Origin of the sequence: Paenibacillus vietnamensis (assembly GCF_020169515.1) — a bacterium.
In the GTDB taxonomy this organism is placed as follows: Bacteria; Bacillota; Bacilli; order Paenibacillales; family Paenibacillaceae; genus Pristimantibacillus; species Pristimantibacillus vietnamensis.
The window spans coordinates 709,397-730,628 of the sequence record NZ_JAHMHW010000001.1 but is presented as its reverse complement, the minus strand read 5'-3'; the positions used below and the strand labels follow the sequence as shown (position 1 = coordinate 730,628).

Annotated in this window: 21 protein-coding genes; 2 read left to right on the top strand and 19 right to left on the bottom strand. The window is 53.3% G+C overall.

Annotation, left to right across the window (positions count from 1 at the left end; genetic code table 11):
• Positions 1–34: 34 nt before the first annotated feature.
• From fliE to sucC, 11 genes are all read right to left on the bottom strand, one after another.
• Positions 35–340 carry a flagellar hook-basal body complex protein FliE gene (fliE, locus tag KP806_RS03190; protein WP_224722087.1) on the bottom strand — a complete coding sequence of 102 codons (306 nt, stop codon included), beginning with the start codon at positions 338–340 and terminating at the stop codon, positions 35–37.
• A 34-nt stretch (positions 341–374) separates the two neighbouring features.
• On the bottom strand, positions 375–824 hold the full coding sequence (gene flgC / locus KP806_RS03185; protein WP_224722086.1) for a flagellar basal body rod protein FlgC: 450 nt from the start codon (positions 822–824) through the stop codon (positions 375–377).
• Between the two features lie 3 nt (positions 825–827).
• A complete protein-coding gene (gene flgB / locus KP806_RS03180; RefSeq protein ID WP_224722085.1) occupies positions 828–1,244 on the bottom strand; it encodes a flagellar basal body rod protein FlgB in 417 nt (138 codons plus the stop codon).
• 215 nt (positions 1,245–1,459) lie between these two features.
• Positions 1,460–2,230, bottom strand: coding sequence for a GTP-sensing pleiotropic transcriptional regulator CodY (codY, locus tag KP806_RS03175; RefSeq protein ID WP_224722084.1), 771 nt, complete (start codon positions 2,228–2,230; stop codon positions 1,460–1,462).
• 27 nt (positions 2,231–2,257) lie between these two features.
• Entirely contained in the window at positions 2,258–3,658 is a 1,401-nt protein-coding gene (gene hslU, locus KP806_RS03170; protein ID WP_224722083.1) for an ATP-dependent protease ATPase subunit HslU, read from the bottom strand.
• A 77-nt stretch (positions 3,659–3,735) separates the two neighbouring features.
• The gene (gene hslV / locus KP806_RS03165; protein ID WP_224722082.1) at positions 3,736–4,281 is read right to left on the bottom strand and encodes an ATP-dependent protease subunit HslV; all 546 of its coding nucleotides are present in this window, start codon (positions 4,279–4,281) and stop codon (positions 3,736–3,738) included.
• Between the two features lie 68 nt (positions 4,282–4,349).
• Positions 4,350–5,669, bottom strand: a complete 1,320-nt coding sequence (gene trmFO, locus KP806_RS03160; RefSeq protein ID WP_224722081.1) for an FADH(2)-oxidizing methylenetetrahydrofolate--tRNA-(uracil(54)-C(5))-methyltransferase TrmFO — start codon at positions 5,667–5,669, stop codon at positions 4,350–4,352.
• A 162-nt stretch (positions 5,670–5,831) separates the two neighbouring features.
• Positions 5,832–7,943, bottom strand: a complete 2,112-nt coding sequence (gene topA / locus KP806_RS03155; RefSeq protein WP_224722080.1) for a type I DNA topoisomerase — start codon at positions 7,941–7,943, stop codon at positions 5,832–5,834.
• 28 nt (positions 7,944–7,971) lie between these two features.
• The gene (dprA, locus tag KP806_RS03150; RefSeq protein ID WP_224722079.1) at positions 7,972–9,105 is read right to left on the bottom strand and encodes a DNA-processing protein DprA; all 1,134 of its coding nucleotides are present in this window, start codon (positions 9,103–9,105) and stop codon (positions 7,972–7,974) included.
• 171 nt (positions 9,106–9,276) lie between these two features.
• The gene (gene sucD / locus KP806_RS03145) at positions 9,277–10,209 is read right to left on the bottom strand and encodes a succinate--CoA ligase subunit alpha (RefSeq protein WP_224722078.1); all 933 of its coding nucleotides are present in this window, start codon (positions 10,207–10,209) and stop codon (positions 9,277–9,279) included.
• A gap of 58 nt (positions 10,210–10,267) precedes the next feature.
• Complete coding sequence (sucC, locus tag KP806_RS03140; protein ID WP_224722077.1) at positions 10,268–11,428, bottom strand: ADP-forming succinate--CoA ligase subunit beta; 1,161 nt, start codon at positions 11,426–11,428, stop codon at positions 10,268–10,270.
• Between the two features lie 322 nt (positions 11,429–11,750).
• On the opposite strand from sucC, the gene KP806_RS03135 reads away from it, so the two are divergent.
• A complete protein-coding gene (locus tag KP806_RS03135) occupies positions 11,751–13,319 on the top strand; it encodes a YifB family Mg chelatase-like AAA ATPase (protein WP_224722076.1) in 1,569 nt (522 codons plus the stop codon).
• Between the two features lie 54 nt (positions 13,320–13,373).
• On the opposite strand, the gene KP806_RS03130 is transcribed toward KP806_RS03135, so the two are convergent.
• The 7 genes from KP806_RS03130 to rplS form a co-directional block, all read right to left on the bottom strand.
• Positions 13,374–13,763 (bottom strand): YraN family protein, encoded by a 390-nt coding sequence (locus KP806_RS03130; protein WP_224722075.1) that lies wholly within the window; start codon positions 13,761–13,763, stop codon positions 13,374–13,376.
• Positions 13,756–14,064 (bottom strand): EscU/YscU/HrcU family type III secretion system export apparatus switch protein, encoded by a 309-nt coding sequence (locus KP806_RS03125; protein ID WP_224722074.1) that lies wholly within the window; start codon positions 14,062–14,064, stop codon positions 13,756–13,758. Before KP806_RS03125 ends, KP806_RS03130 begins: the two co-directional genes overlap by 8 nt.
• Entirely contained in the window at positions 14,061–15,941 is a 1,881-nt protein-coding gene (gene fliK, locus KP806_RS03120) for a flagellar hook-length control protein FliK (RefSeq protein WP_224722073.1), read from the bottom strand. The genes KP806_RS03125 and fliK overlap by 4 nt, the downstream gene beginning before the upstream one ends.
• A 169-nt stretch (positions 15,942–16,110) precedes the next feature.
• Positions 16,111–16,725 (bottom strand): ribonuclease HII, encoded by a 615-nt coding sequence (locus KP806_RS03115; RefSeq protein ID WP_224722072.1) that lies wholly within the window; start codon positions 16,723–16,725, stop codon positions 16,111–16,113.
• A 26-nt stretch (positions 16,726–16,751) separates the two neighbouring features.
• Entirely contained in the window at positions 16,752–17,618 is an 867-nt protein-coding gene (ylqF, locus tag KP806_RS03110; RefSeq protein WP_224722071.1) for a ribosome biogenesis GTPase YlqF, read from the bottom strand.
• 11 nt (positions 17,619–17,629) lie between these two features.
• A complete protein-coding gene (gene lepB, locus KP806_RS03105) occupies positions 17,630–18,340 on the bottom strand; it encodes a signal peptidase I (RefSeq protein ID WP_224722070.1) in 711 nt (236 codons plus the stop codon).
• Positions 18,341–18,441: 101 nt separating this feature from the next.
• Positions 18,442–18,783 carry a 50S ribosomal protein L19 gene (gene rplS, locus KP806_RS03100; RefSeq protein WP_190864013.1) on the bottom strand — a complete coding sequence of 114 codons (342 nt, stop codon included), beginning with the start codon at positions 18,781–18,783 and terminating at the stop codon, positions 18,442–18,444.
• Between the two features lie 195 nt (positions 18,784–18,978).
• Here rplS and KP806_RS03095 point away from each other — a divergent pair, with 195 nt between their 5' ends.
• Entirely contained in the window at positions 18,979–20,403 is a 1,425-nt protein-coding gene (locus KP806_RS03095) for a CAP domain-containing protein (protein ID WP_224722069.1), read from the top strand.
• A 73-nt stretch (positions 20,404–20,476) separates the two neighbouring features.
• On the opposite strand, the gene trmD is transcribed toward KP806_RS03095, so the two are convergent.
• On the bottom strand, positions 20,477–21,229 hold the full coding sequence (trmD, locus tag KP806_RS03090; protein ID WP_224722068.1) for a tRNA (guanosine(37)-N1)-methyltransferase TrmD: 753 nt from the start codon (positions 21,227–21,229) through the stop codon (positions 20,477–20,479).
• Positions 21,230–21,232: the final 3 nt, after the last annotated feature.

Sequence of the window (21,232 nt, the reverse complement as noted above, 5' to 3'; positions counted from 1 at the left end):
CCCAATTCCATTCCATGCCAGGTCAAATGTAAGATCAGATTTGCGTCCGCATGATTTCCTGATAGGCCTCTATCACTTTATTTCGCACCTGAGACGTAAGCTGCAAGCTGAGCTGAGCCTGCTCGGATGCAATTAATACCTTCGTCACGTCTGCTTGCCCAAGCAAATATTTATCGTTCATGGTATGTACGTTTTGTTCCTGAGCGCTCACATTATCGATTGCGGTTTGCAGGTATTGCCCGAACGACTGTGTAAGCTCAGCTGCCGTAGCTTGCTGTAACGGCTTAGCCTCCGATAATTTTGCCGGGCCGACTTGACCGAGCGACAACGACTGAATCATCAAGCTCCCTCCATTTCATTACAAAATGATCGCTTTATTTGCCGATCTCAAGCGCTTTTACGAACATCGCCTTCGTGGCGTTCAATGCCGTGACGTTAGCCTCATATGAGCGTGATGCCGCGATCATATCAACCATTTCCTTCGTAACGTCGACGTTCGGCATGTTCACATATCCGTTCGCATCCGCATCGGGATGAGTCGGGTTATAAACGAGCTTATTCGGAGACTGATCCTCTTTGATGGCAGTCACTTTGACGCCTTGCGCAGCCGAGCCTCCGTTTATCTGTCCGGCAAGAATGCTGGAAAAGGATGGCTGCATCGGCTCTACCACGACCATTTTCCGCTTGTAAGGCTGAAACTGGCCGTTAACGAAGCTGCCCCTTGTCGTTTCTGCATTTGCGATATTCGACGAAATGACATCCATGCGAAACCGCTGCGCTGTTAAGGCGGAAGCACTAATATCGAATCCTGTTGACAGCTTCACAAATTATGCTCTCCCTTCTATAGCTGTGCGCATCATTCTTACTTCGTGGTTAATCTGCTGAACATAGAGGTTATAGCTTAATTGATTTTTGGCCAATAAAGACATCTCGCGATCGATATCGACATTATTCTCATTGTTGTTCATCGCGGTTGTTTTATCGGTCTTCACTTTGGGGAATGGAAGGTTAGCGGAACTGATCCCGATAGCCCTATGTTTTTCATCCGTCCGCTTGCCGGACAAATGCTGAGGCTGCAGACCCCCTGCCGCTTGCTCCAGCAGTTCTTCAAATAAAACCTCGGATCGCTTGAAATGCGGCGTATCGGCATTGGCCACGTTGTTCGATATGACGCGCTGCCGCATTTCCGCAGCATACACAGCACTTTCGAGTCTTCCGAAAGCTGCGCCATTCAACAAATTCACGTCTTTTTTCACCACTTTCGTATGTAAGTCTACTTTACGTATTCAACAGAATTTTCCTTATTCCTTCTTCGTTCGACACATAAATTAAAAAAATGAGATAGATGTGTCGATTTTTGCCACATGATAATATTCAACAATTCCCTAATTTATTACAATGAGAAAAAAGCCCTATCTTTGTACAAAGATAGGGCTTTTTTCTCATTGTTAACAAAATCTCAATTTTTCATTTTGTCCAGCTCTTGCAGCAGCTGATGATTTAAAATTTTAATATACGTGCCTTTCATCCCTAACGATCTCGTCTCGATAACGCCCGCGCTTTCCAGCTTGCGGAGGGCGTTTACGATCACGGAACGAGTGATGCCAACGCGATCGGCAATTTTCGAAGCGACCAACAGACCTTCCTTCCCGTCAAGCTCTTCAAAAATATGCTCGACCGCTTCCAGTTCGCTGAACGAAAGGGAACCGATTGCCACGGCAACAACGGCACGGCTGCGAACCTCCTGCTCAATCTCATCGGCGCGTTCGCGCAAAATTTCCATGCCTACGATTGTGGAGCCATACTCGGCCAATACGAGATCGTCATCGTCAAAAGAGCCCGAAATACGTGTCAGCACCAATGTCCCCAGACGGTCTCCTCCGCCGATAATAGGTACGACTGTCATAATTTCCTGGTCTCCCAGCTTCGAAAACGTTTCATAGACGCCGGGATCGGGAACGACGTTCGTAACCGATTCCTGCATATCAAGAAACCGTGCGTTGCTTTCATGAGGGAACCGCAGCTCCTCTGCGGATAGCGAACGAATGAAATCATGGTCGTATATATCTACCGCGGCGCTTCCGAGCACCTTCCCTTTCCGGCTGACGACGAAAACATTCGTTTGGATGGTCGTGCACAGCACTTCCGCCATTTCCCTGAAACTGAGCGCTTTCCCGGCTGCACGCTGCAGAAGCCGGTTCAGCGTCCTTGTCTTCGTAAGTAAAGTCATTCCAATGCCTCCCAAAACTCTTCACAACTACAATATATATTGACTCAAATCTCGATTTTGCGCAATGGTTACAAGCTTTTCCCTCACATATTCCGGTGTAATCGTCATTTTGTCAAGCGACAATTCCGGCGCTTCGAAGGATAAATCCTCAAGCAGCTTCTCCAAAATCGTATGCAGCCTGCGTGCGCCAATGTTTTCGGTATTGCGGTTAACGTCTGCGGCAATCGAAGCCAGCTCGCGAATCGCTTCCTCGGAAAACTCGATCTCGATGCCTTCCGTCTGCAGAAGCGCCGAATATTGCTTCGTTAGCGCATTTTTAGGCTCTTTCAGAATGCTGACAAAATCTTCAAGGCTTAGGCTGGTCAGCTCCACACGGATCGGGAATCGGCCTTGAAGCTCGGGGATCAGATCCGAAGGCTTGGAAACATGGAAGGCGCCCGCAGCGATAAACAATACGTAGTCGGTTTTTACCGGGCCGTATTTCGTCATGACCGTAGAGCCCTCGACGATCGGCAAAATATCGCGCTGCACGCCTTCTCTTGACACGTCGGGTCCCGTACCGCGGGAAGGGCTTGCGATTTTATCGATTTCATCGATGAAAATAATACCCGACTGCTCAGCGCGGGTGATCGATTCGGAAATGACATCGTCCATATCGATCAGCTTGTTCGCTTCCTCCTGCGTAAGCGCTTTGCGCGCTTCCTTTACCGGAAGCTTGCGTTTCTTTGGTTTCTTCGGCATCAGCTGTCCGAACAGCTCCTGCATATTCATGCCCATTCCTTCAGGTCCTTGACCGGAGAGGATATCCATCATGCTCGGCGCATGATCCTCTACTTCAATCTCGATCATTTCGTTCTCGAGCTGGCCGCTTGCAAGCTGCTCTCTAATCATCGAGCGTTTTTGGGCCAAGCCTTGATCGGCTTCCGAGTCCTCTTTCGTATCCTGGGCTTGCTGCTGATTGCCGAACAGCATTTCAAACGGATTTTTTTGCTGCTTCGCTTTAGCGGCGGATGGGGCAAGCAGCGTGACGATCCGCTCGTTTGCCAGCTTTTCCGCCCTGTCTTTCACCTTTTCCGTTTTTTCCGTTTTTACCATCCGGATCGCGGTTTCCACAAGATCGCGGACCATCGATTCTACATCCCTGCCGACATAGCCGACCTCGGTAAACTTCGTCGCCTCAAGCTTGACGAACGGAGCCTTCACCAATTTCGCCAGGCGGCGGGCAATTTCCGTTTTACCGACGCCTGTCGGCCCGATCATCAAAATATTTTTCGGAACGATCTCATCGCGCAGCGTTTCATCCAATAAGCTTCTGCGGTAACGGTTACGGAGCGCAATCGCTACCGAACGTTTCGCCGATTTCTGGCCGACGATATATTTATCGAGCTCCGCTACGATCTGGCGCGGCGTCAAGGCATCATTTCCCATTCTAAAATCCCTCCGCTATCCTCATATTCATATGAACTTTAATAGCTGCTGATCCATTAGTCCGACGCTAAAACTATTTATACGATCTCTTCCACTATAATATTATGGTTCGTGTAGACGCAAATTTCCGCCGCAATATCGAGCGCAGATTTCGCTATATCCTTAGCTTCCATGCCGGAAGCGTGGCGCTTTAACGCTCTTGCCGCGGACAATGCGAAGCTGCCGCCGGAGCCGATCGCCAAAATACCGTCATCCGGCTCGATAATTTCGCCGTTGCCTGAAATGAGCAGCAGTCCTGTTTTGTCCATGACGAGCATCATCGCTTCAAGCCTGCGAAGCACGCGGTCCGAGCGCCAGTCCTTCGCCATCTCGACCGCCGCGCGCTGCAGATTGCCGTGATGCTCCTCCAGCTTCGCTTCGAACTTCTCGAATAACGTAATCGCGTCGGCAACCGAACCCGCAAAGCCCGCAATGACCTGCCCCCGATAGAGCCTTCTTACTTTTTTGGCCTGATGCTTCATGACCATGCTGTTGCCGAAGGTAACTTGACCGTCCCCGGCGATCGCTCCCTTCCCTTCATGCCGTACTGCACAAATCGTAGTCGCGTGAAATTGCATCTCCATGGCTCTGCCTCCTTTAAACTTCTAAATCCTTATATTTTGAAATATCGCTTTCCGTCTTTTACGCCCGATTACTGCAAATGTTCCCGTTTAAATTGCTCGATACGATCGAGGGCACGGTTTGCGATCATTTCGTTTTTTTCTTTTTTATTGCGAATCTTCTTCTCCAGCGGCGGGAATAGCCCGAAATTGGCATTCATCGGCTGGAAATGCTTGAAATCCGCGGTCGTAATATAATTGGCCATGCTGCCAAGCGTCGTTTGCTCCGGCAGAACGAGCGGTTCGAGGCCGCGCGCCATACGGGCTGAATTCATTCCGGCGATAAGCCCGGATGCGGCCGATTCCACGTAGCCTTCAACCCCGGTCATTTGTCCCGCAAAAAACAGTGTATTCCGACTTTTCAGTTGATAAGTAGGCTCAAGAAGACGCGGCGAATTGATAAACGTATTCCTGTGCATGACGCCGAAACGGACAAATTCCGCGTTCTCAAGTCCCGGTATCAGCGAAAATACACGTTTTTGCTCTCCCCATTTCAAATGGGTTTGAAACCCTACCAGATTATACAGCGTGCCCGCGGCGTTATCCTGGCGCAGCTGAATAACCGCATGAGGCAGCTTGCCCGTATGCGGATTAACGAGGCCGACAGGCTTCATCGGCCCGAACAGCACCGTCTGCTTACCTCTGGTTGCCATCACTTCGATCGGCATGCAGCCTTCGAAATAAATTTCCTTCTCGAACTCCTTCACTTCGGCCGTTTCAGCCGTTGTAAGTGCTTCGTGGAATCGATCGAATTCCTCTTCCGTCATCGGGCAGTTCAAGTAGGCCGCTTCGCCTTTGTCGTACCTGGAAGCCAAATAAACCTTACTCATATCGATGGAGTCCTTCTCCACGATCGGAGCGGCTGCATCGTAAAAATAAAAATATTCTTCGCCCAGCAGTTCGCGGATCTGTGCGGAAAGTCCCGGTGCCGTAAGCGGACCTGTAGCGATTACAACGATTCCGTTCTCCGGTATTTCCGTCACTTCCTCGTTGCGGACTTCAATCAGCGGATGCTCGCGAAGCCGCTGTGTAACCTCTCCGGAAAACCCGTCGCGGTCAACGGCTAGAGCGCCGCCCGCCGGTACGGCATGCTTGTCGGCGCAGCTTAAAATTAGCGAATCGAGCTTGCGCATTTCCTCCTTCAATACGCCGACCGCATTGGTCAGGCCGTTCGCCCTCAAGCTGTTGCTGCATACCAGCTCGGCGAATTGATTCGTATGATGTGCAGGCGTTTTCGTAACCGGACGCATCTCGTACAGTACGACGGGCACTCCTTGTGAGGCGATTTGCCAAGCAGCCTCGCTTCCCGCGAGTCCTGCTCCGATGACGGTTACTGTTTGTGGCTGTGACAAAATGGTCAATCCTTTCAAAATAAAATTCATAAGGTCTATGCTTACATACGGAAACCTCATAGAACGACGGTGTCCTCCCTTTGTGAAGGGAGGACGGCGCTTGTGTGTTCCGGAACGTTCAGTTGTCGCGGCAGGCGGCTATCGCTCTAAGCCGATGTCCGCTTATCTGTTATCGAGCTCGAGCTCCTGATCTTCTTCTTCAGGCACTTCTTCGGAATAGCTGCAATTCGGGCACAACAGCTTGACGCCGCTCCGGTTCCGTTTCTCTACAAGCATGGAATCGCATTGCGGACAAGGCTTGCCCGTCGGTTTGTCCCAGGATACGTAATCGCAGCCGGGGTATTGGTCGCAGCCATAAAAGATTCTGCCTTTTTTGCTGCGCCGTTCGATAATTTTGCCTTCCGCGCATTTCGGGCACGTCACGCCGATATCCTTGATGATCGGCTTCGTATTGCGGCAGTCCGGAAAGCCGGAGCAGGCTAGAAACTTGCCGAAACGGCCCATTTTGTATACCATATGGCGGCCGCATTTCTCGCAAATTTCATCTGATACCTCGTCCTGGATTTCGATTTCCTTCATCTCGTCCTCGGCTACTTCCAGCCTTTTCTCGAAGGATTCGTAGAATTTGGCTAGAACCTTCACCCAGTCCTCCGTACCTTCCTCGACATGGTCGAGATTGCCTTCCATATTGGCCGTAAATTCGGCGTCGAGAATTTCGGGAAAAAACTCCTCCATAAGCTGAATGACAAGCTCCCCCAGCTCCGTCGGCATAAATTTCTTTTCTTCGATGGCCACATAGCCGCGCTTTTGGATCGTTTCCAGCGTCGGCGCATAAGTGCTGGGTCTGCCGATGCCGAGCTCCTCCAGCGTTTTGACCAGCCTGGCCTCCGTATACCGCGGCGGCGGCTGGGTGAAATGCTGCTTCGGATTGATCGTTTCGGCCTTAATGACGTCGCCGGTTGCGAGCGGAGGCAAAAATTTATGTTCTTCGACGGTGCCGTCGTCATTGCCTTCTACGTAAACCTTCATAAAACCGGCAAACTTCACCTTGGAGCCCGCAGCCCGGAAGACGGTATCTCCCGCTTGCAGGTCAACGGTCATCGTGTCCAAAATCGCCGATTGCATTTGACTGGATACGAAACGTTCCCATATGAGCTTATACAGCCGGAGCTGATCTCTGCTTAGAAACGGTTTCATAGATTCCGGATCGCGCAAAATCGAGGTCGGCCGGATCGCTTCGTGGGCATCCTGCGCATTGGAGTTTTTCTTCGTATAGATGCGCGGCTGCTCGGGATTGTATTCCGCCCCGTATTTATCCGTAATGTACTCCTTTGCTTCTTCCTGAGCCACAGGGGAAATACGCGTTGAGTCCGTTCTCATATACGTAATTAAACCGACAGTTCCCTCTTTGCCCAGCTCGACGCCTTCGTACAGCTGCTGAGCAACCGACATCGTCTTAGACGCGCGGAACCCGAGCTTGCGGGCCGCCTCCTGCTGAAGGGAGCTGGTGATGAAAGGAGGCGCCGGATGACGTTGACGCTCCTTCTCGCGAACCTCAGACACGGTGAACGGATTCCCCTTCATCGCGACGAGCACCTCTTGAACCTCGCTTTCGTTTCCGAGCTCTTTCTTCTCGCCCTTGATCGAATAATACTTGGCTTCGAACGGAATGCCGGCGTGGTTCAGCTTGGCGGTAATCGACCAGTACTCTTCGGGAACGAATGCATCGATTTCATTTTCCCTATCGATAATGAGCTTGACCGCAACGGACTGCACCCTGCCGGCCGACAGCCCCTTTTTGACTTTCTTCCATAATAACGGACTGATTTTGTAGCCGACCAATCTGTCCAGAATCCGTCTTGCCTGCTGGGCGTTCACCAGATCCATGTTGATCTTGCGCGGTGTCTTGAAGGCGTCCTTCACCGCTTGTTTCGTTATTTCATTAAATACGACGCGGCAGGTATCCGTTTCGTTCAAGTCCAAATAGTGTGCCAGATGCCAGGCTATCGCTTCTCCTTCGCGATCCGGATCCGCCGCCAGATAGACATGTTTAACTTTTTTGCTGGCATCCTTCAATTCCTTAAGAACGCTGCCTTTGCCGCGTATCGTTATGTATTTGGGATTAAAATCATTTTCAACCTCGACGCCGATCTGGCTTTTTGGCAAATCGCGAATATGACCCATCGATGCCTTGACGATATATTTGCTTCCCAAATATTTGCCAATCGTTTTTGCTTTTGCTGGGGATTCGACGATAACTAATGAATCTGCCATTGAAGGCGCCTCCTCTCTCCACTGCGTACTATAAAGCCATATATATGGAACCCGGCTGCAGTTCGACTTTCCGTTTTATACATAAATTTAGCAGAAGTGCGTTCAAATGTCCAAACGGAATCGCTGTCAGCTCATGTAATTCGTTTATTGAAAGAGGCTGCTCCTGCAAATAACCTAACAATTTGCTCTCCTCATCCGTTAGTGCCGCGCCGTTTGCGGTACGATCCGGTTCCTTGCTTTTATCCGGCATACCCATTGCTTGAAGCGCAGCGGGGAGCCAATGAAGCTCATCCACAATATCCTTGGCACAGCTGACCAGCTTCGCTTCCCCCCGTTTAATCAGTCCGTTCGGGCCTTCGCTCTTCGGCGATGTAATCGGGCCGGGAATCGCAAAAATCTCCCTGGACATGTCCGAGGCGTGCTGGGCCGTGATAAGCGATCCGCTTCGCATCGCGCCCTCCACGACGACCGTTCCGACTGTAAGCCCCGCAATAATCCGGTTCCGCTGGGGAAACTGACCGGGGTGCAGCTTCGTGCCGATCGGCGTTTCGGAAAGGAGCAGCCCTCGTTCGGCTATTTTTCGGAATAAGGGCAGATTCTCCGAAGGATAACACGAATCGATCGGCGTCGGCAACACAGCAATCGTACCGCCCGCACCGTACAGAGCCGCTTCATGCGCTCTGCTGTCGATGCCTTTGGCCAAACCGCTGACGACGGTGATGCCTGCAGCTGCGAGCTCTTCCGCAAGCGCCGCCGCGGCATGCCTGCCGTATGCGGTCGGAACTCGGGTGCCGACGACGGCAACGGCCGGTCGCTTCAGCAATTCCAAATTCCCTTTGGCATACAACACCCAAGGCGGCTGCGGCGTCTCTCTTAGCAGCTGCGGATATTCGCGGTCGAACGGCGTAAGCGTTACCGCACCCGCCTTCGCTATCGCCTCAGGAGGATCCTCCGTCAATATCCACGGCTTTTGCTCGTATCGTTCGGCCGCCGCTAATGCTTGACTTTTGTGCATGCCGATTGCCAATAAATCCTCCAGGCTCCAGGAACGTTTATGCCAGAATTGATGGTTTACCGCCTTCTGGATCGCATGCCAGCCGATGCCTGGAATTTCATGAAAAGCGATAATCATTTGTCTGCGGATGTCAGCGAACTCCGTCAAATTGACCAGCCCCTTCGGTTATCGGGCCAACCCGCATTCTTATCTATTGTGCGTTACGCGGAACAAGAATGCAAGTCAACCGTTAAATTTATGAATGGTATAAAAAAAGCAACCCTTCAACTACCGTTATCGGTTCGTTGAAAGGTTGCTTACCTTTAATCGATTATTCAATTATTTGCGGGTGATGCATTTTTCAAGCAGGCCTTGCTCTTCCAGTACGCTAACGAGCGTAGAGCCCATTTCGGAAGGCGTAGGCGCAACTTTGATGCCGCAAGCTTCAAGCGTTGCGATCTTCTCGGCTGCAGTGCCTTTGCCGCCGGAAATGATAGCGCCGGCATGTCCCATCCGTTTGCCCGGAGGCGCCGTTGCGCCGCCGATGAAGCCGACAACCGGCTTCTTCATGTTCGCTTTTATCCACTCGGCAGCTTCTTCCTCTGCCGTACCGCCGATCTCACCGATCATGATAACTGCATACGTGTCCGGATCTTCATTGAATCTGTTCAAGATGTCGATGAACTCCGAGCCTTTCACCGGGTCGCCGCCGATGCCTACTGCGGACGATTGACCGATTCCGCGCGTAGTCAGCTGGTGAACCGCTTCATATGTCAGCGTTCCCGAACGGGAGATAACGCCTACGTGGCCCGCCGAATGAATGTAACCAGGCATGATGCCGATTTTACATTCGCCCGGTGTAATAACGCCAGGGCAGTTAGGACCGATCAGCGTAGTTTTGCTTCCGTCCATGTAACGTTTAACTTTAACCATGTCCAGAACCGGAATGCCTTCCGTAATACAGATAACGAGGTCAAGCTCAGCGTCAACCGCTTCCATGATCGCGTCAGCCGCGAATGCCGGCGGAACGTAAATAACCGATGCGTTGGCGCCGGTAGCCGCTACCGCTTGGGCAACCGTATTAAATACAGGAAGGGATACAAGCGTTCCGTTATCAAGAGTAATGTCGACGTTTGTTCCGCCCTTGCCCGGTGTTACCCCGCCAACCATTTGCGTACCGTATTCCAATGCGCCTTTTGTATGAAACAAGCCAGTTGCGCCGGTAATGCCCTGCGTGATGACTTTTGTATCTTTATTGACCAAAATGCTCACTCTTAACTCACATCCCCTGAATGAATTCGTATGCGGACGTTCCGCACAGCAAGTCTTCTTATTTCACGAGAGCAACGATCTTCTGCGCGCCGTCCGCCATGGAATCCGCAGCCACGATGTTGAGTCCCGAATCTTTCAATATGGCTTTGCCGAGTTCGACGTTCGTGCCTTCGAGACGAACGACAAGCGGACGGTCAAGTCCGACTTGTTTCGCCGCTTCGATAACGCCGTTGGCAATAACGTCACAACGCATGATGCCGCCGAAGATGTTAACGAAGATGCCTTTTACTTTTTCGTCGGACAAAATGATTTTGAACGCTTCGGTTACTTTCTCAGCCGTTGCGCCGCCCCCGACGTCGAGGAAGTTGGCAGGGTCGCCGCCGTAGTATTTGATAATGTCCATCGTCGCCATAGCAAGGCCTGCACCGTTAACCAGGCAGCCGATGTTGCCGTCAAGCGCGATGTAGCTAAGGTCGAATTTCGAAGCTTCGATTTCCTTTGCGTCTTCTTCTTCCAGGTCGCGCAGTTCCACAATGTCCTTGTGGCGGTACAGCGCGTTCGAGTCGAAGTTCAGCTTCGCGTCAAGCGCGATAACTTGTCCGTCTCCGGTTACGACGAGCGGATTGATCTCAGCAATAGATGCATCCTTCTCGACAAATGCCGTGTATAGGGAAATCATGAATTTAACCGCTTTGTTCACAAGCTCGCCAGGAATGTTAATCGAGTACGCCAGCTTGCGCGCCTGGAATGCCTGCAGGCCGACAGCCGGGTCAATGATTTCTTTGAAAATCTTCTCCGGAGAATGCTCGGCAACCTCTTCGATTTCCGTACCGCCTTCTTCGGAAGCCATCATAACGACACGACCTGTACCTCGATCAAGAACGACGCCGATATAATATTCTTTCTTAATATCGCAGCCTTGCTCGATCAAGAGGCGTTTTACTTCCTTGCCTTCCGGACCGGTTTGATGAGTGACGAGCACTTTACCCAAAATTTCGCTAGCATAAGCGCGCACTTCATCGAGATTTTTCGCCACTTTAACTCCGCCCGCTTTACCGCGGCCGCCTGCGTGAATTTGCGCTTTCACGACGACAACCTTCGAGCCGAGCTCTTTAGCCGCTTCAACAGCTTCGTCTACGGAGAAAGCCACTTTACCTTCTGGTACGACTACTCCATACTGTTTCAGGACCGCTTTCCCTTGATACTCATGGATATTCATTGTTGAAATCCTCCATTTCACAGACTGAATTCAGTCATATGTACACAAACCTCTATCATTGTAGCACCTTTCCCCATTTGTTACCTTAGTTTCACGAACAATTAATACGTCTTTTTTGATATGGATTTCATCTCAAAATGAGATTAAACGCTAGGTTTTGACAAACCACGCCAAATAGTATGACCTAAATAACGTTTATTTACGCTATGAATCACCGCAGTTTGACAATTTTAAAAGTTCTGAATTATGATTAGCTCAATCCATCAAAACAATAAGAATTGTGAGGAAGCACCTTCATTCTGAGACAGGGGTGCTTTTTGTCGTGTTCAGTTTCATTCAAAGCGCAAGCGTATACGGCGTAGACGGTAAAAAAATTTCCGTAGAAGTAGACATCGCCAGCGGTTTACCCCAAGTTAATATCGTCGGGCTGCCGGATCCCGCCGTACGGGAATCCGTCGAGCGCGTCCGGGCGGCATTAAAAAACAGCGGCTTCACCTTCCCGCTCGACCGGATTACCGTCAATCTTGCGCCCGCCGATCTGCGAAAGGAAGGAACCTCCTTCGATTTGGCTATAGCGGCTGGCATTCTGACCGCCAGCGGACAGCTCGGTTTAACACCGTTCGAGCGCACGCTGCTGATCGGCGAGCTGTCGCTGGACGGGCATATACGGCCCGTATCCGGCGTGCTTGCGATGCTGGAGCAGGCGAAGCAAAGCGATTTGACGCGAGTTTTGCTGCCAAAGGAAAATGTGGAGGAAGCGCTCTGGATCTCAGGCATGGAGCTATTCGGGATAACGCATTTGAATCAGCTTGATCCGAACAAAAACGGGAGCAAGGATTGGGAGCATCTGCAGGTTGACAGACATGTGAACCGCCAAGCTTTCAACGGTGTTCAGAATATGAATGAGCAAGCGAACGGATGCGGGGACTACGGCGACGTGATCGGACAGCACCAGGCCAAGCGCGCCATGCTGATCGCCGCAGCCGGAAAACATAATTTGCTCCTGAGCGGGCCGCCAGGCACCGGTAAAACGATGATGATCCGGCGTCTTCCCGGCATCCTGCCGCCACTGACGGAACGGGAGGCGCTGGAGGTAACGAAAATTTACAGCGTCGCCGGGAAGTTGACGGATGCCGGAAGCGGTTTGATTACGACGCCTCCTTTTCGCGCTCCGCACCATACGATCTCCTCAGGCGGTCTGGTCGGCGGCGGCTCGGTGCCAAAGCCCGGCGAGGTGACGCTGGCGCATCGCGGCGTTTTATATTTGGATGAGCTGCCTGAATTTCCGAGACAGGTGCTTGAGGTGCTGCGGCAGCCGCTGGAGGACCGGATCGTGACGATCTCGCGCTCCAAGGCCGTCTTCCAGTTCCCTGCGAAAATCATGCTGGCCGCCTCCTTTAATCCTTGCCCTTGCGGCTATTACGGACACGAGTACGGCGACAAGCAGTGCACCTGCAGCGCCATTGCGATCGGACGATACCGCTCCAAAATTTCGGGACCGCTGCTCGACCGGATCGATCTTCATGTAGAGGTACCGCGGCCGCTTTCTTTTGAAGGCCCGCCAAACGGCCTCCACCTGACCAGCTTCCAAATGAGGCAGATGGTGCTATCCGCCAGAGCTTTTCATAGGGACAGGCTGACCTCTCTCGGCTTCTCGCCGGAAGACGAATTAAACGTCAAAACATTCAAAACTTCGGTCATGCTAAGGCGGGAAGCTTCGGAGCTGCTCGCTAACGCATTCGAAGCGCTCGGGATCAGCCTGCGCGTGTACGACCGTATGCTGAAGCTTGCCCGCACAATCGCGGATTTGGAATGCAGCGAGTATGTGGAGGCGGAGCATGTAGCGGAGGCGATTCAATACCGGCGCGTCGAGAAGCAGACAGCCTGGTAGGAACGAGTAAGGGGCAGACTTCCTGCGGCTTGCGCGAAGACTGCCCCTTTCATGTTAAAAAGCATGTTCGTAATGCCTGCACTCCAGAACCGTATCCCCTGCGGCGCTTAGCTGAACCGCGACGACGTCGAACCTGACCGGCACACCGGCTTTTCCGGTACTGCGCAAATAGACTAATGCCGTCTCCCTGACCTGCTGCTGCTTCCTGCGGTTGACGGATTCCGCGGCCGTTCCGAATCTGCCCCCAGCTCTTCTCGTTCTAACCTCGACGAATATAAGCCGGTCATCGCGATAAGCGATCAGATCGATCTCACCCGAACGGCACCGCCAATTTCGTTCCTCAACCGTATATCCCGCTTGTTCCAAATACCGGCAGGCTGCATCCTCGCCAATCTTCCCCGTAAGTTTTCTGGACGGGTTCCTGCCGACAGAAGCATCACTCATCGTATAATCCCCCTGCTTCCCGGTCCGACCGGTAAACGAAGCTCAGGATTTCCGCCACCAGCGTGTAGAGCTCCGGCGGAATTTCCTGATCGATATCCAGCTTGGAAAGCACCTCGACGAGCGAGGAATCCTCCTGAACCGGAATGCCGTTTTCCTTCGCACGATCGAGAATTTGCTCCGCAAGCCGGCCTTTCCCTTTGGCGACCAGCACGGGAGCGCTGCGCTCGCCCGGCTCATATTTCAGGGCAACCGCTTTTTTCAAATTGTTTGGCTCCTCCCGGCCCGTCCGTTCTTCGTTCATATGCGGAAATCCACTCCTTTGTAGCGGCTTGATGCAAAATCGGACAGTTCAGGCGGCTGCTGAGCCGCCGACCCGGCTGCAGGCTCCGCGGCCTGCTCCCCTGGCCTCTGCAGAGGCGTTGTTCTCAGCGACAGCAGCTGGTAGCCGGCCTGCTGCAAGCTTGCCGATATTTCATGACGCGAAGACTCGGCTAATGCGGCAATGGCCGGATGATCGTTCCACAAATTCAGGCTGACGATCTTATCCGTGACATGCACGTCTACCATCGTTTCGCCAAGCGTTCGCATGGACAGGTTAAACAGCAGCCTGCAGTTGTCCGCATCCAATTCGCCCTTGCGGCCGCGTCGGGTTTGGATATGCACCGTCGCCGACTGGTCTCCGTCTTGGCTCCGGAGCGGAATAAACAACGTGACGTGGGTAAGCATCGAGTTGTTCCGCTCGGGCGTCAGCAGAAGCTGCTGTCCCGTAATTTGCTGTACGAGCTGCTGGGCCGTATCCTTGAGCGCAGGCGGCGTATCCTCTGCCGCAATCAGTGACAGCAGCGCGCTTTTGAGCGATTTCTGTCTTGCAGATCCCGCCGGGTCCGGTTCGCGAAGATGATCGATGACTGCCGGCGGCTGAAACGCAGCATCCGCTTGCAGCCGTTCGTTCCGATGCTCTGCCGGCCTCGAAAGCGGCTGCTCCCCCGTCTCAGCGGACGATGCGGGGACATGTGCCGCGGCACCTGCAGGAGAAGCGGCATTCCCTATATCCGCAGGAAGGGATCCGGCTCCCGTTCCGGCTGCAGCAGAAGATGGTCCGCCGGGACTGCGGCCCGTCGCTGACTCGCCTCCTGCAACCTGCCCGGACTCCTGGCCGCCTTCAATCCGTGAAGGCGTGGTTGACTGCGGGATTTTCAGGAGCTGATGCTCATGCTCCACGCCGAGCCATTTCATCATTTTTCCGATCCAATTTGCTTCGGCTTCAACCGGTTCGGATGACTTTGAATCCCCGATTAACGGCGACTGCTGCGTTCCTTCGTTTTCCGCCTTGCCCTGCGCCGGGAACGCCCGCAGCACACCCGGTTCCGGAGCGCGATCCGCAGCCGCATTTGGCGTACCTGCCGGGATGAAGACTTGCGCCCCAGCGCCGGCAGCAGCACCGCGCATTTTCCCGCTTCCGCCGTTTGCGTTCGAAGCTTCGGCAGCCTTAAACGCCGTGCGAAGAAGCTCCGCCCCTTCGTCCAATAAGCTTTTTAAGCGCTCAGCAGCTTGCGTAACGGCTTTTTCTTTTCCGCCCGCGATATTGTCCGTCATCGAAGCAAGCTGCTTCTGAAGCGTATCCAGCAGCTCGTGCGTACCGCGTCCGAACATGACTTGGTGCAAGGCGCCTATTGCCGCCGGCGTCATCGGCAGTCCGCGTTTAAAGACCGCAGCGGAAGCCCGCATCCATTGCTCGGCAACCGGCCCGGACGGCATTAACGCCGCAGCCTGCTGGAACGCCTTCGCCACCTCCCTGTTCAGGATAACACCTTCCTTTCTCAGGTCTTTGACGATATCCACCGCCCATTTCTGCTCCGGGAGGGCGAGCTGTCTGGCCCATTCTTTAAATGTGTCCTCTGGCAGCCCGACGTCACCGGGCTCAATCAGACGCAGCGTAACCAGTGCGCCGCCGTTCTTATTCGGCTGCACCTGAAGCATCGCGCTCTGTCCGGTATGCATCCGGGACTCCAGCTTGGCCCTCACCTGGATTCCATTAATCTGCACGAACGCTTCGTTATTTTCCATTACTTGCAATACAACGCCCCTGACGATCTGGCCTGCCTTCAGCTCAACCGACCGCGTGTCCGAGGCTGAAGCCTCCCCCAGGAAGCTCCTCATCATTTGACTGATATTCATCCTAAATTACCGCCTCCGATGCCGAGTCATAATTGGCCTATAACTCTTTTATCGGCCGTAACGTCTCCCGCATTAACCCTTCTCCCTGCCACTGTGTACCGGTGCATAAAAATAGCGCCCATTCCACACGCAAAGAGTCTCCCTCCATGCCTATGAAATGAACGCTGATTCAAAACAATACCAACTGCTCCTCCGGGAACAGCTTGCCCAAAAACGACTTGCGGTGCAGCGGGCTTGGCCCGTGCTCCATCAGTCTTTCCCTGTGCAGCTTCGTGGCGTAGCCTTTATGTATTGCAATACCGTACGACGGATACTCTTGCTCCCAAACGCTTGAACAAAGGCGGTCGCGCGTCACTTTCGCAACAATGGACGCAGCCGCAATCGACTGGCTTGTTGCATCTCCCTTTATAATCGAACACTGGCCGATCGGCACGTCCACTTTCTCCGCGTCGACCAGTAAATAATCGGGCGCAGTCTGAAGCGATTCAACCGCGAGCTTCATCGCAAGCCTGGCGGACTGCTTGATATTGATCCGGTCAATCGTGGCGGAGTCAACGCAGGCCGCCGACCAAGCGATGCACTCCCGCAAAATGATCTCATAAAGCTGGTCCCGTTTTTTCTCCGACAGCTTCTTGGAATCGTTCACACCTTCGATGACAAGACCCGGAGGCAAAATGACGGCGGCCGCCACCACATCGCCGAACAAGCAGCCGCGGCCTACCTCATCAACCCCCGCAATAGCCCGGTAGCCTTCATCCCACAATAATTGCTCGTGCCCCAGCATTCCGCTCTCCCCATTTCCTAAACAGCCTAATACGGCGGTGCCTCCAGCGTAATCCGGCCCAGCTTGCCTGAGCGCAAATCCCGCAAAATAATGCCTGATGTTTTCTCCAGATCGACCCGTCCGCCCGAGAGCAAGCAGCCGCGGCGGCGGCCGATATCTTCCATAATCCGGACGATTTCATCGGAATCGGTTACGTCCTTTGGAGGCGTCTCCAGCTCATAGCGCGACCGTATCGCTTCCCAATACCGGTCGGCGATCTCGCGCATCGCGAAGAAGGCGATATCGTCCACATTCAGAATCTGCTCGCGGATCGCACCGGTCATCGCCAAGCGGTAGCCGACCAGCTCGTCCTCGAACTTAGGCCATAAAATGCCGGGAGTATCGAGCAGCTCCATCTCTGTGCCGACCTTGATCCACTGCTGCCCCTTCGTCACGCCCGGACGGTCTCCCGTCAACGCGATCGCGCGTCCGGCCAGCTTATTGATCAGCGTCGATTTCCCTACGTTCGGGATCCCGACGATCAAGCCGCGGATAGCGCGCGGATTGATGCCCTTCTCGATTTGGCGCGTAATCTTCTCATGCAAAATCTGTTTGGCCTTAAGCGGAACCTCGTTCACTCTCGTACCCGTGGACGAATCGATGGCGATCGCTTCATGCCCTTCGCTGCGGAAATAATGGATCCACTGCTCGGTCGTTTTCGGATCGGCCAGATCCGATTTGTTCATCACAATCAATCGGGGTTTTCCGTTTAATATTTCGTCTATCATCGGATTACGGCTGGACAACGGTACCCGGGCATCCAATAGTTCGATGGCAAGATCGATCAGCTTCAGCTTGTCCTGTATTTGCCGTTTTGCCCTGGTCATATGGCCAGGAAACCATTGAATGGTCATTCAATCACACCTCATTTGGTCCAATGCTTAATGAATTCGATTTTGTTCAGCGGCCAGAAGATCAGATCGGCCCGTCCTACGATTTCTTCATCCTTCACGAAACCGATGACCCTGCTGTCTGAGCTGTTGCTGCGGTTATCGCCCATTGCGAAAATCATGCCGTCCGGCACTGTCATTTCCGGATTCATATCGTTCGGGTAGTTGGAATCCGGTCCAACTTTGTTATACAATTCGCCTTTAGCGTGAGCCGCTTCTACCGCCTCTTTAATATACGGCTCATCAACTTTTTTGTCGTTAATGTAAAGGTCGTCTCCCTCAAGCCGGATCGTATCGCCCGGAACGCCTATTACGCGCTTGATGAACTTCCGTCCCTGCTCCGGCACGTCGAACACGACAACCTCGCCGAATTCCGGCTCGCGTATGGCGTAGATGATTTTGTTCACGATTAATCGTTCGCCGGTCTCGAAGTTCGGCTGCATCGACGGTCCGTCGACAATAAACGGCGAGAACAAAAACTGGCGGATCAAAAACACCAGCACAACCGCAATAACCAGCGCCTTTATCCATTCCACGAGTTCCTTGTATGCGACGCTCTGCTTGCCCGGTCTGGCCGCGTGTGCTGCCGTTCGGCTTTGCAGCTGCCGGTCGGCTTCCGCATGAGTTTCGGCCGGTTCCCGAACGCCATCGGTTTCCAATCCGTCATTCCGCTGCTGTGAGTCCATTGTGCTCGCCTTCTTTCCCTGTACTGGATATGTAAATCCGGAGGCTCAATTGGAAAAACGAAAAGGAGCTTGTTTGAGCAAGCCCCTCTTGTCGTTTGATCTTAACGAATTTCTTTAATTCTAGCAGCTTTACCGCGAAGACTACGCAGGTAGTACAGCTTCGCGCGACGCACTTTACCGCGACGTGCCACTTCGATTTTTTCGATTTTTGGCGAGTTAAGCGGGAAGGTTCTCTCCACGCCTACACCGTAAGAAATTTTACGAACGGTGAAGGTTTCGCTGATTCCGCCGCCGCGGCGTTTGATAACAACGCCTTCAAACAGCTGGATACGCTCGCGGGATCCCTCGATAACCTTAACGTGAACTTTCAGCGTGTCGCCAGGACGAAAGCTCGGCAGGTCTTGACGCAGGTTTTCTTGCGCAATAGTTTGCAATAGGTTCATTTGATTCACTCCTTCCACCATAGACGTTCTTATAAGCTCGCCGAATTCCTATGAACCGGGTCATTGCTGATAGCGGACCGTCCGACTTAACAAACAACATTAGCAATTTTATCATAAAGATTGATACAATACAACACGTTTTTTAGACTAGCAATTCATGTATACTTATTTTGGCATTCTATGACAAATATAGAGGTGATTCCGATTTCTCTTTTAAAATCAGCAGGCACGAAGCTTAAACTTGGCATCGTAGCCGCTTCGCTATTGTTCGCCTCCGCCGCCGTCCAGCCGGCAGGCGCGCTGCCGCTTACGTTCAACGACACCGCCGGTCATTGGGCGGCTTCCTATATCGCCTGGGCGGTCGATCATAAGCTGGCGCAAGGCTACGGCGACGGATCCTTCAAGCCTGACAAGCTTGTGAACGAAGCCGAATTTCTCGCCATGCTTCTGCGCTCATACGGTTTGGCGGGCGGATCGGCGCAAGCCGGCGGCGATTGGTCTACGCCTTATTACGGTTATGCGGAACGTCTGAATTGGCCTCTTACCTTCAGCGAAGACAGCGGCTCCTTCAGGCGCGGACAAGCCGCTATGCTTATGGCAGCTGCCGTTAACGGAAAAGCGTTTACAGAGCAAAGCGCTATCGAATGGCTGCTGGCCGAACGGATCTCCAACGGCCGTACGGCCGCCACCGTCAGCGGCTTCATGCCCGGCGGCAAACTGACCCGAGCGGAGGCGCTGGCGTTCTTCTACAATCTGAAGCAGCATGCCGCCGCTTTGTCGCCCGCGAAGGTTGAAGTCAAAGGAACGACGCTCGGCGGCATCGCAATCGGCGACACGGCGGATAAATTACTGAAGCTGCTTGGCAAACCGGCCCGCATCGATGCCGGAGAGCAAGGCTTTTCCTGGTATGTATACGACGGCAATTACGGAGCGTTCATGATGTTCGGCGTTTCGGATAACCGGATAACTGCCCAGTTCTCGAATGCCGCAGGCAGCTGGAGCAGCGCAAAGGGCATCAAGCCGGGTGTTGCGCTCACGGAAGCGAAGAAGCTTGCCGGCTCCGTCGTCAGTCCGGAAAGTAAAGACGACTATTACGCTTATTCGGCAAACAAGGAGCGAACGACCCTATTTCTGGACAAGCATGACGGCAGCAAAATTATCGGCATCCTGCGGATGAAGGAGCAAACGTCCGGAAAATCCGTTAAGCCTGCGTATACGAATAAGCTTCAAACGGCCTTCGAGCAGCAGGTGTTCGATCTGGCCAATGCGGAACGCAAGGTACGCGGCATCGCGCTGCTGCAGTGGGATAAGCTTGCCGCATCCGCAGCTAGAGGCCACAGTACGGATATGAAGACGAATGACTTCTTTGCCCATGTCAATCCCGACGGGCAGAGTCCCTTTGACCGGATGAAGGACAAAGGCGTCAACTATCAAAGAGCTGCCGAGAATATCGCCGCGGGTTACGCTAATGCGATTTTTGCCCATTACGGCTGGATGAATTCCAAGACCGGCCACCGTGAAGCGCTGCTAGACCCCAAACTGAAACGTCTGGGAACGGGCGTCGCGTTCGGCGGAAGCTATCAAGTCTATTATACCCAGAACTTTTATTCGCCATTATAAGCTAATCTTTGCGTAAGCGGCGGCCCCTGTCCGATCATTCGCGGGGCTGCCGCTTTTTCCTCGTTCAATCCTGTCAGCCTTCGGCAGGCCCTTCAAACCGTTTGGCCTGCTCCGCAATCCACTTGCGCTCCTTGCCGGAAAGTTCCGCCTGCTCCAGCAGGTCCGGACGGCGCTTCAGCGTCCGCAGCAGCGACTGCTCGCGTCTCCAAACCTCTATATTGGCATGATGGCCGGAAATCAGCACGTCAGGCACCGTCCAGCCCCGGAATTCCGCCGGCCGAGTATAATGAGGGTGCTCCAGCAGTCCGGTGCTGTAGGAATCCGTCACCGCAGAAGTCTCATTGCCCAGCACGCCCGGCAGCAGCCGCACGATACTGTCTATGACCGCCATCGCCGGTATTTCTCCCCCCGTCAGCACGTAATCGCCGATCGACAGCTCGTCGGTGACGAGATGCTCGCGGATCCGTTCGTCATAACCTTCATAATGGCCGCAAATGAACACGAGATGCTGCTCCTTCGCGAGCTCCTCGGCCTTCCGCTGCGTGAAGCTGGCGCCTTGCGGACACATGAGAATGACGCGCGGCCTGACAGCCTCATCGACCTGGAGCGCCTCGACCGCCGCAAATACGGGGTCCGGCTTCAGCACCATGCCGCCTCCCCCGCCATACGGATAATCGTCTACCGTATTGTGCTTATTATTGGCATATTCCCGGAAATTCACCGCTTCAAGCGCTACAATTCCTTTGTCTCTTGCTTTTCCGAGAATGCTCGCGCCAAATACGCCTTCGAACATTTCCGGAAACAGGGTTAATACATCGATTTTCATCTG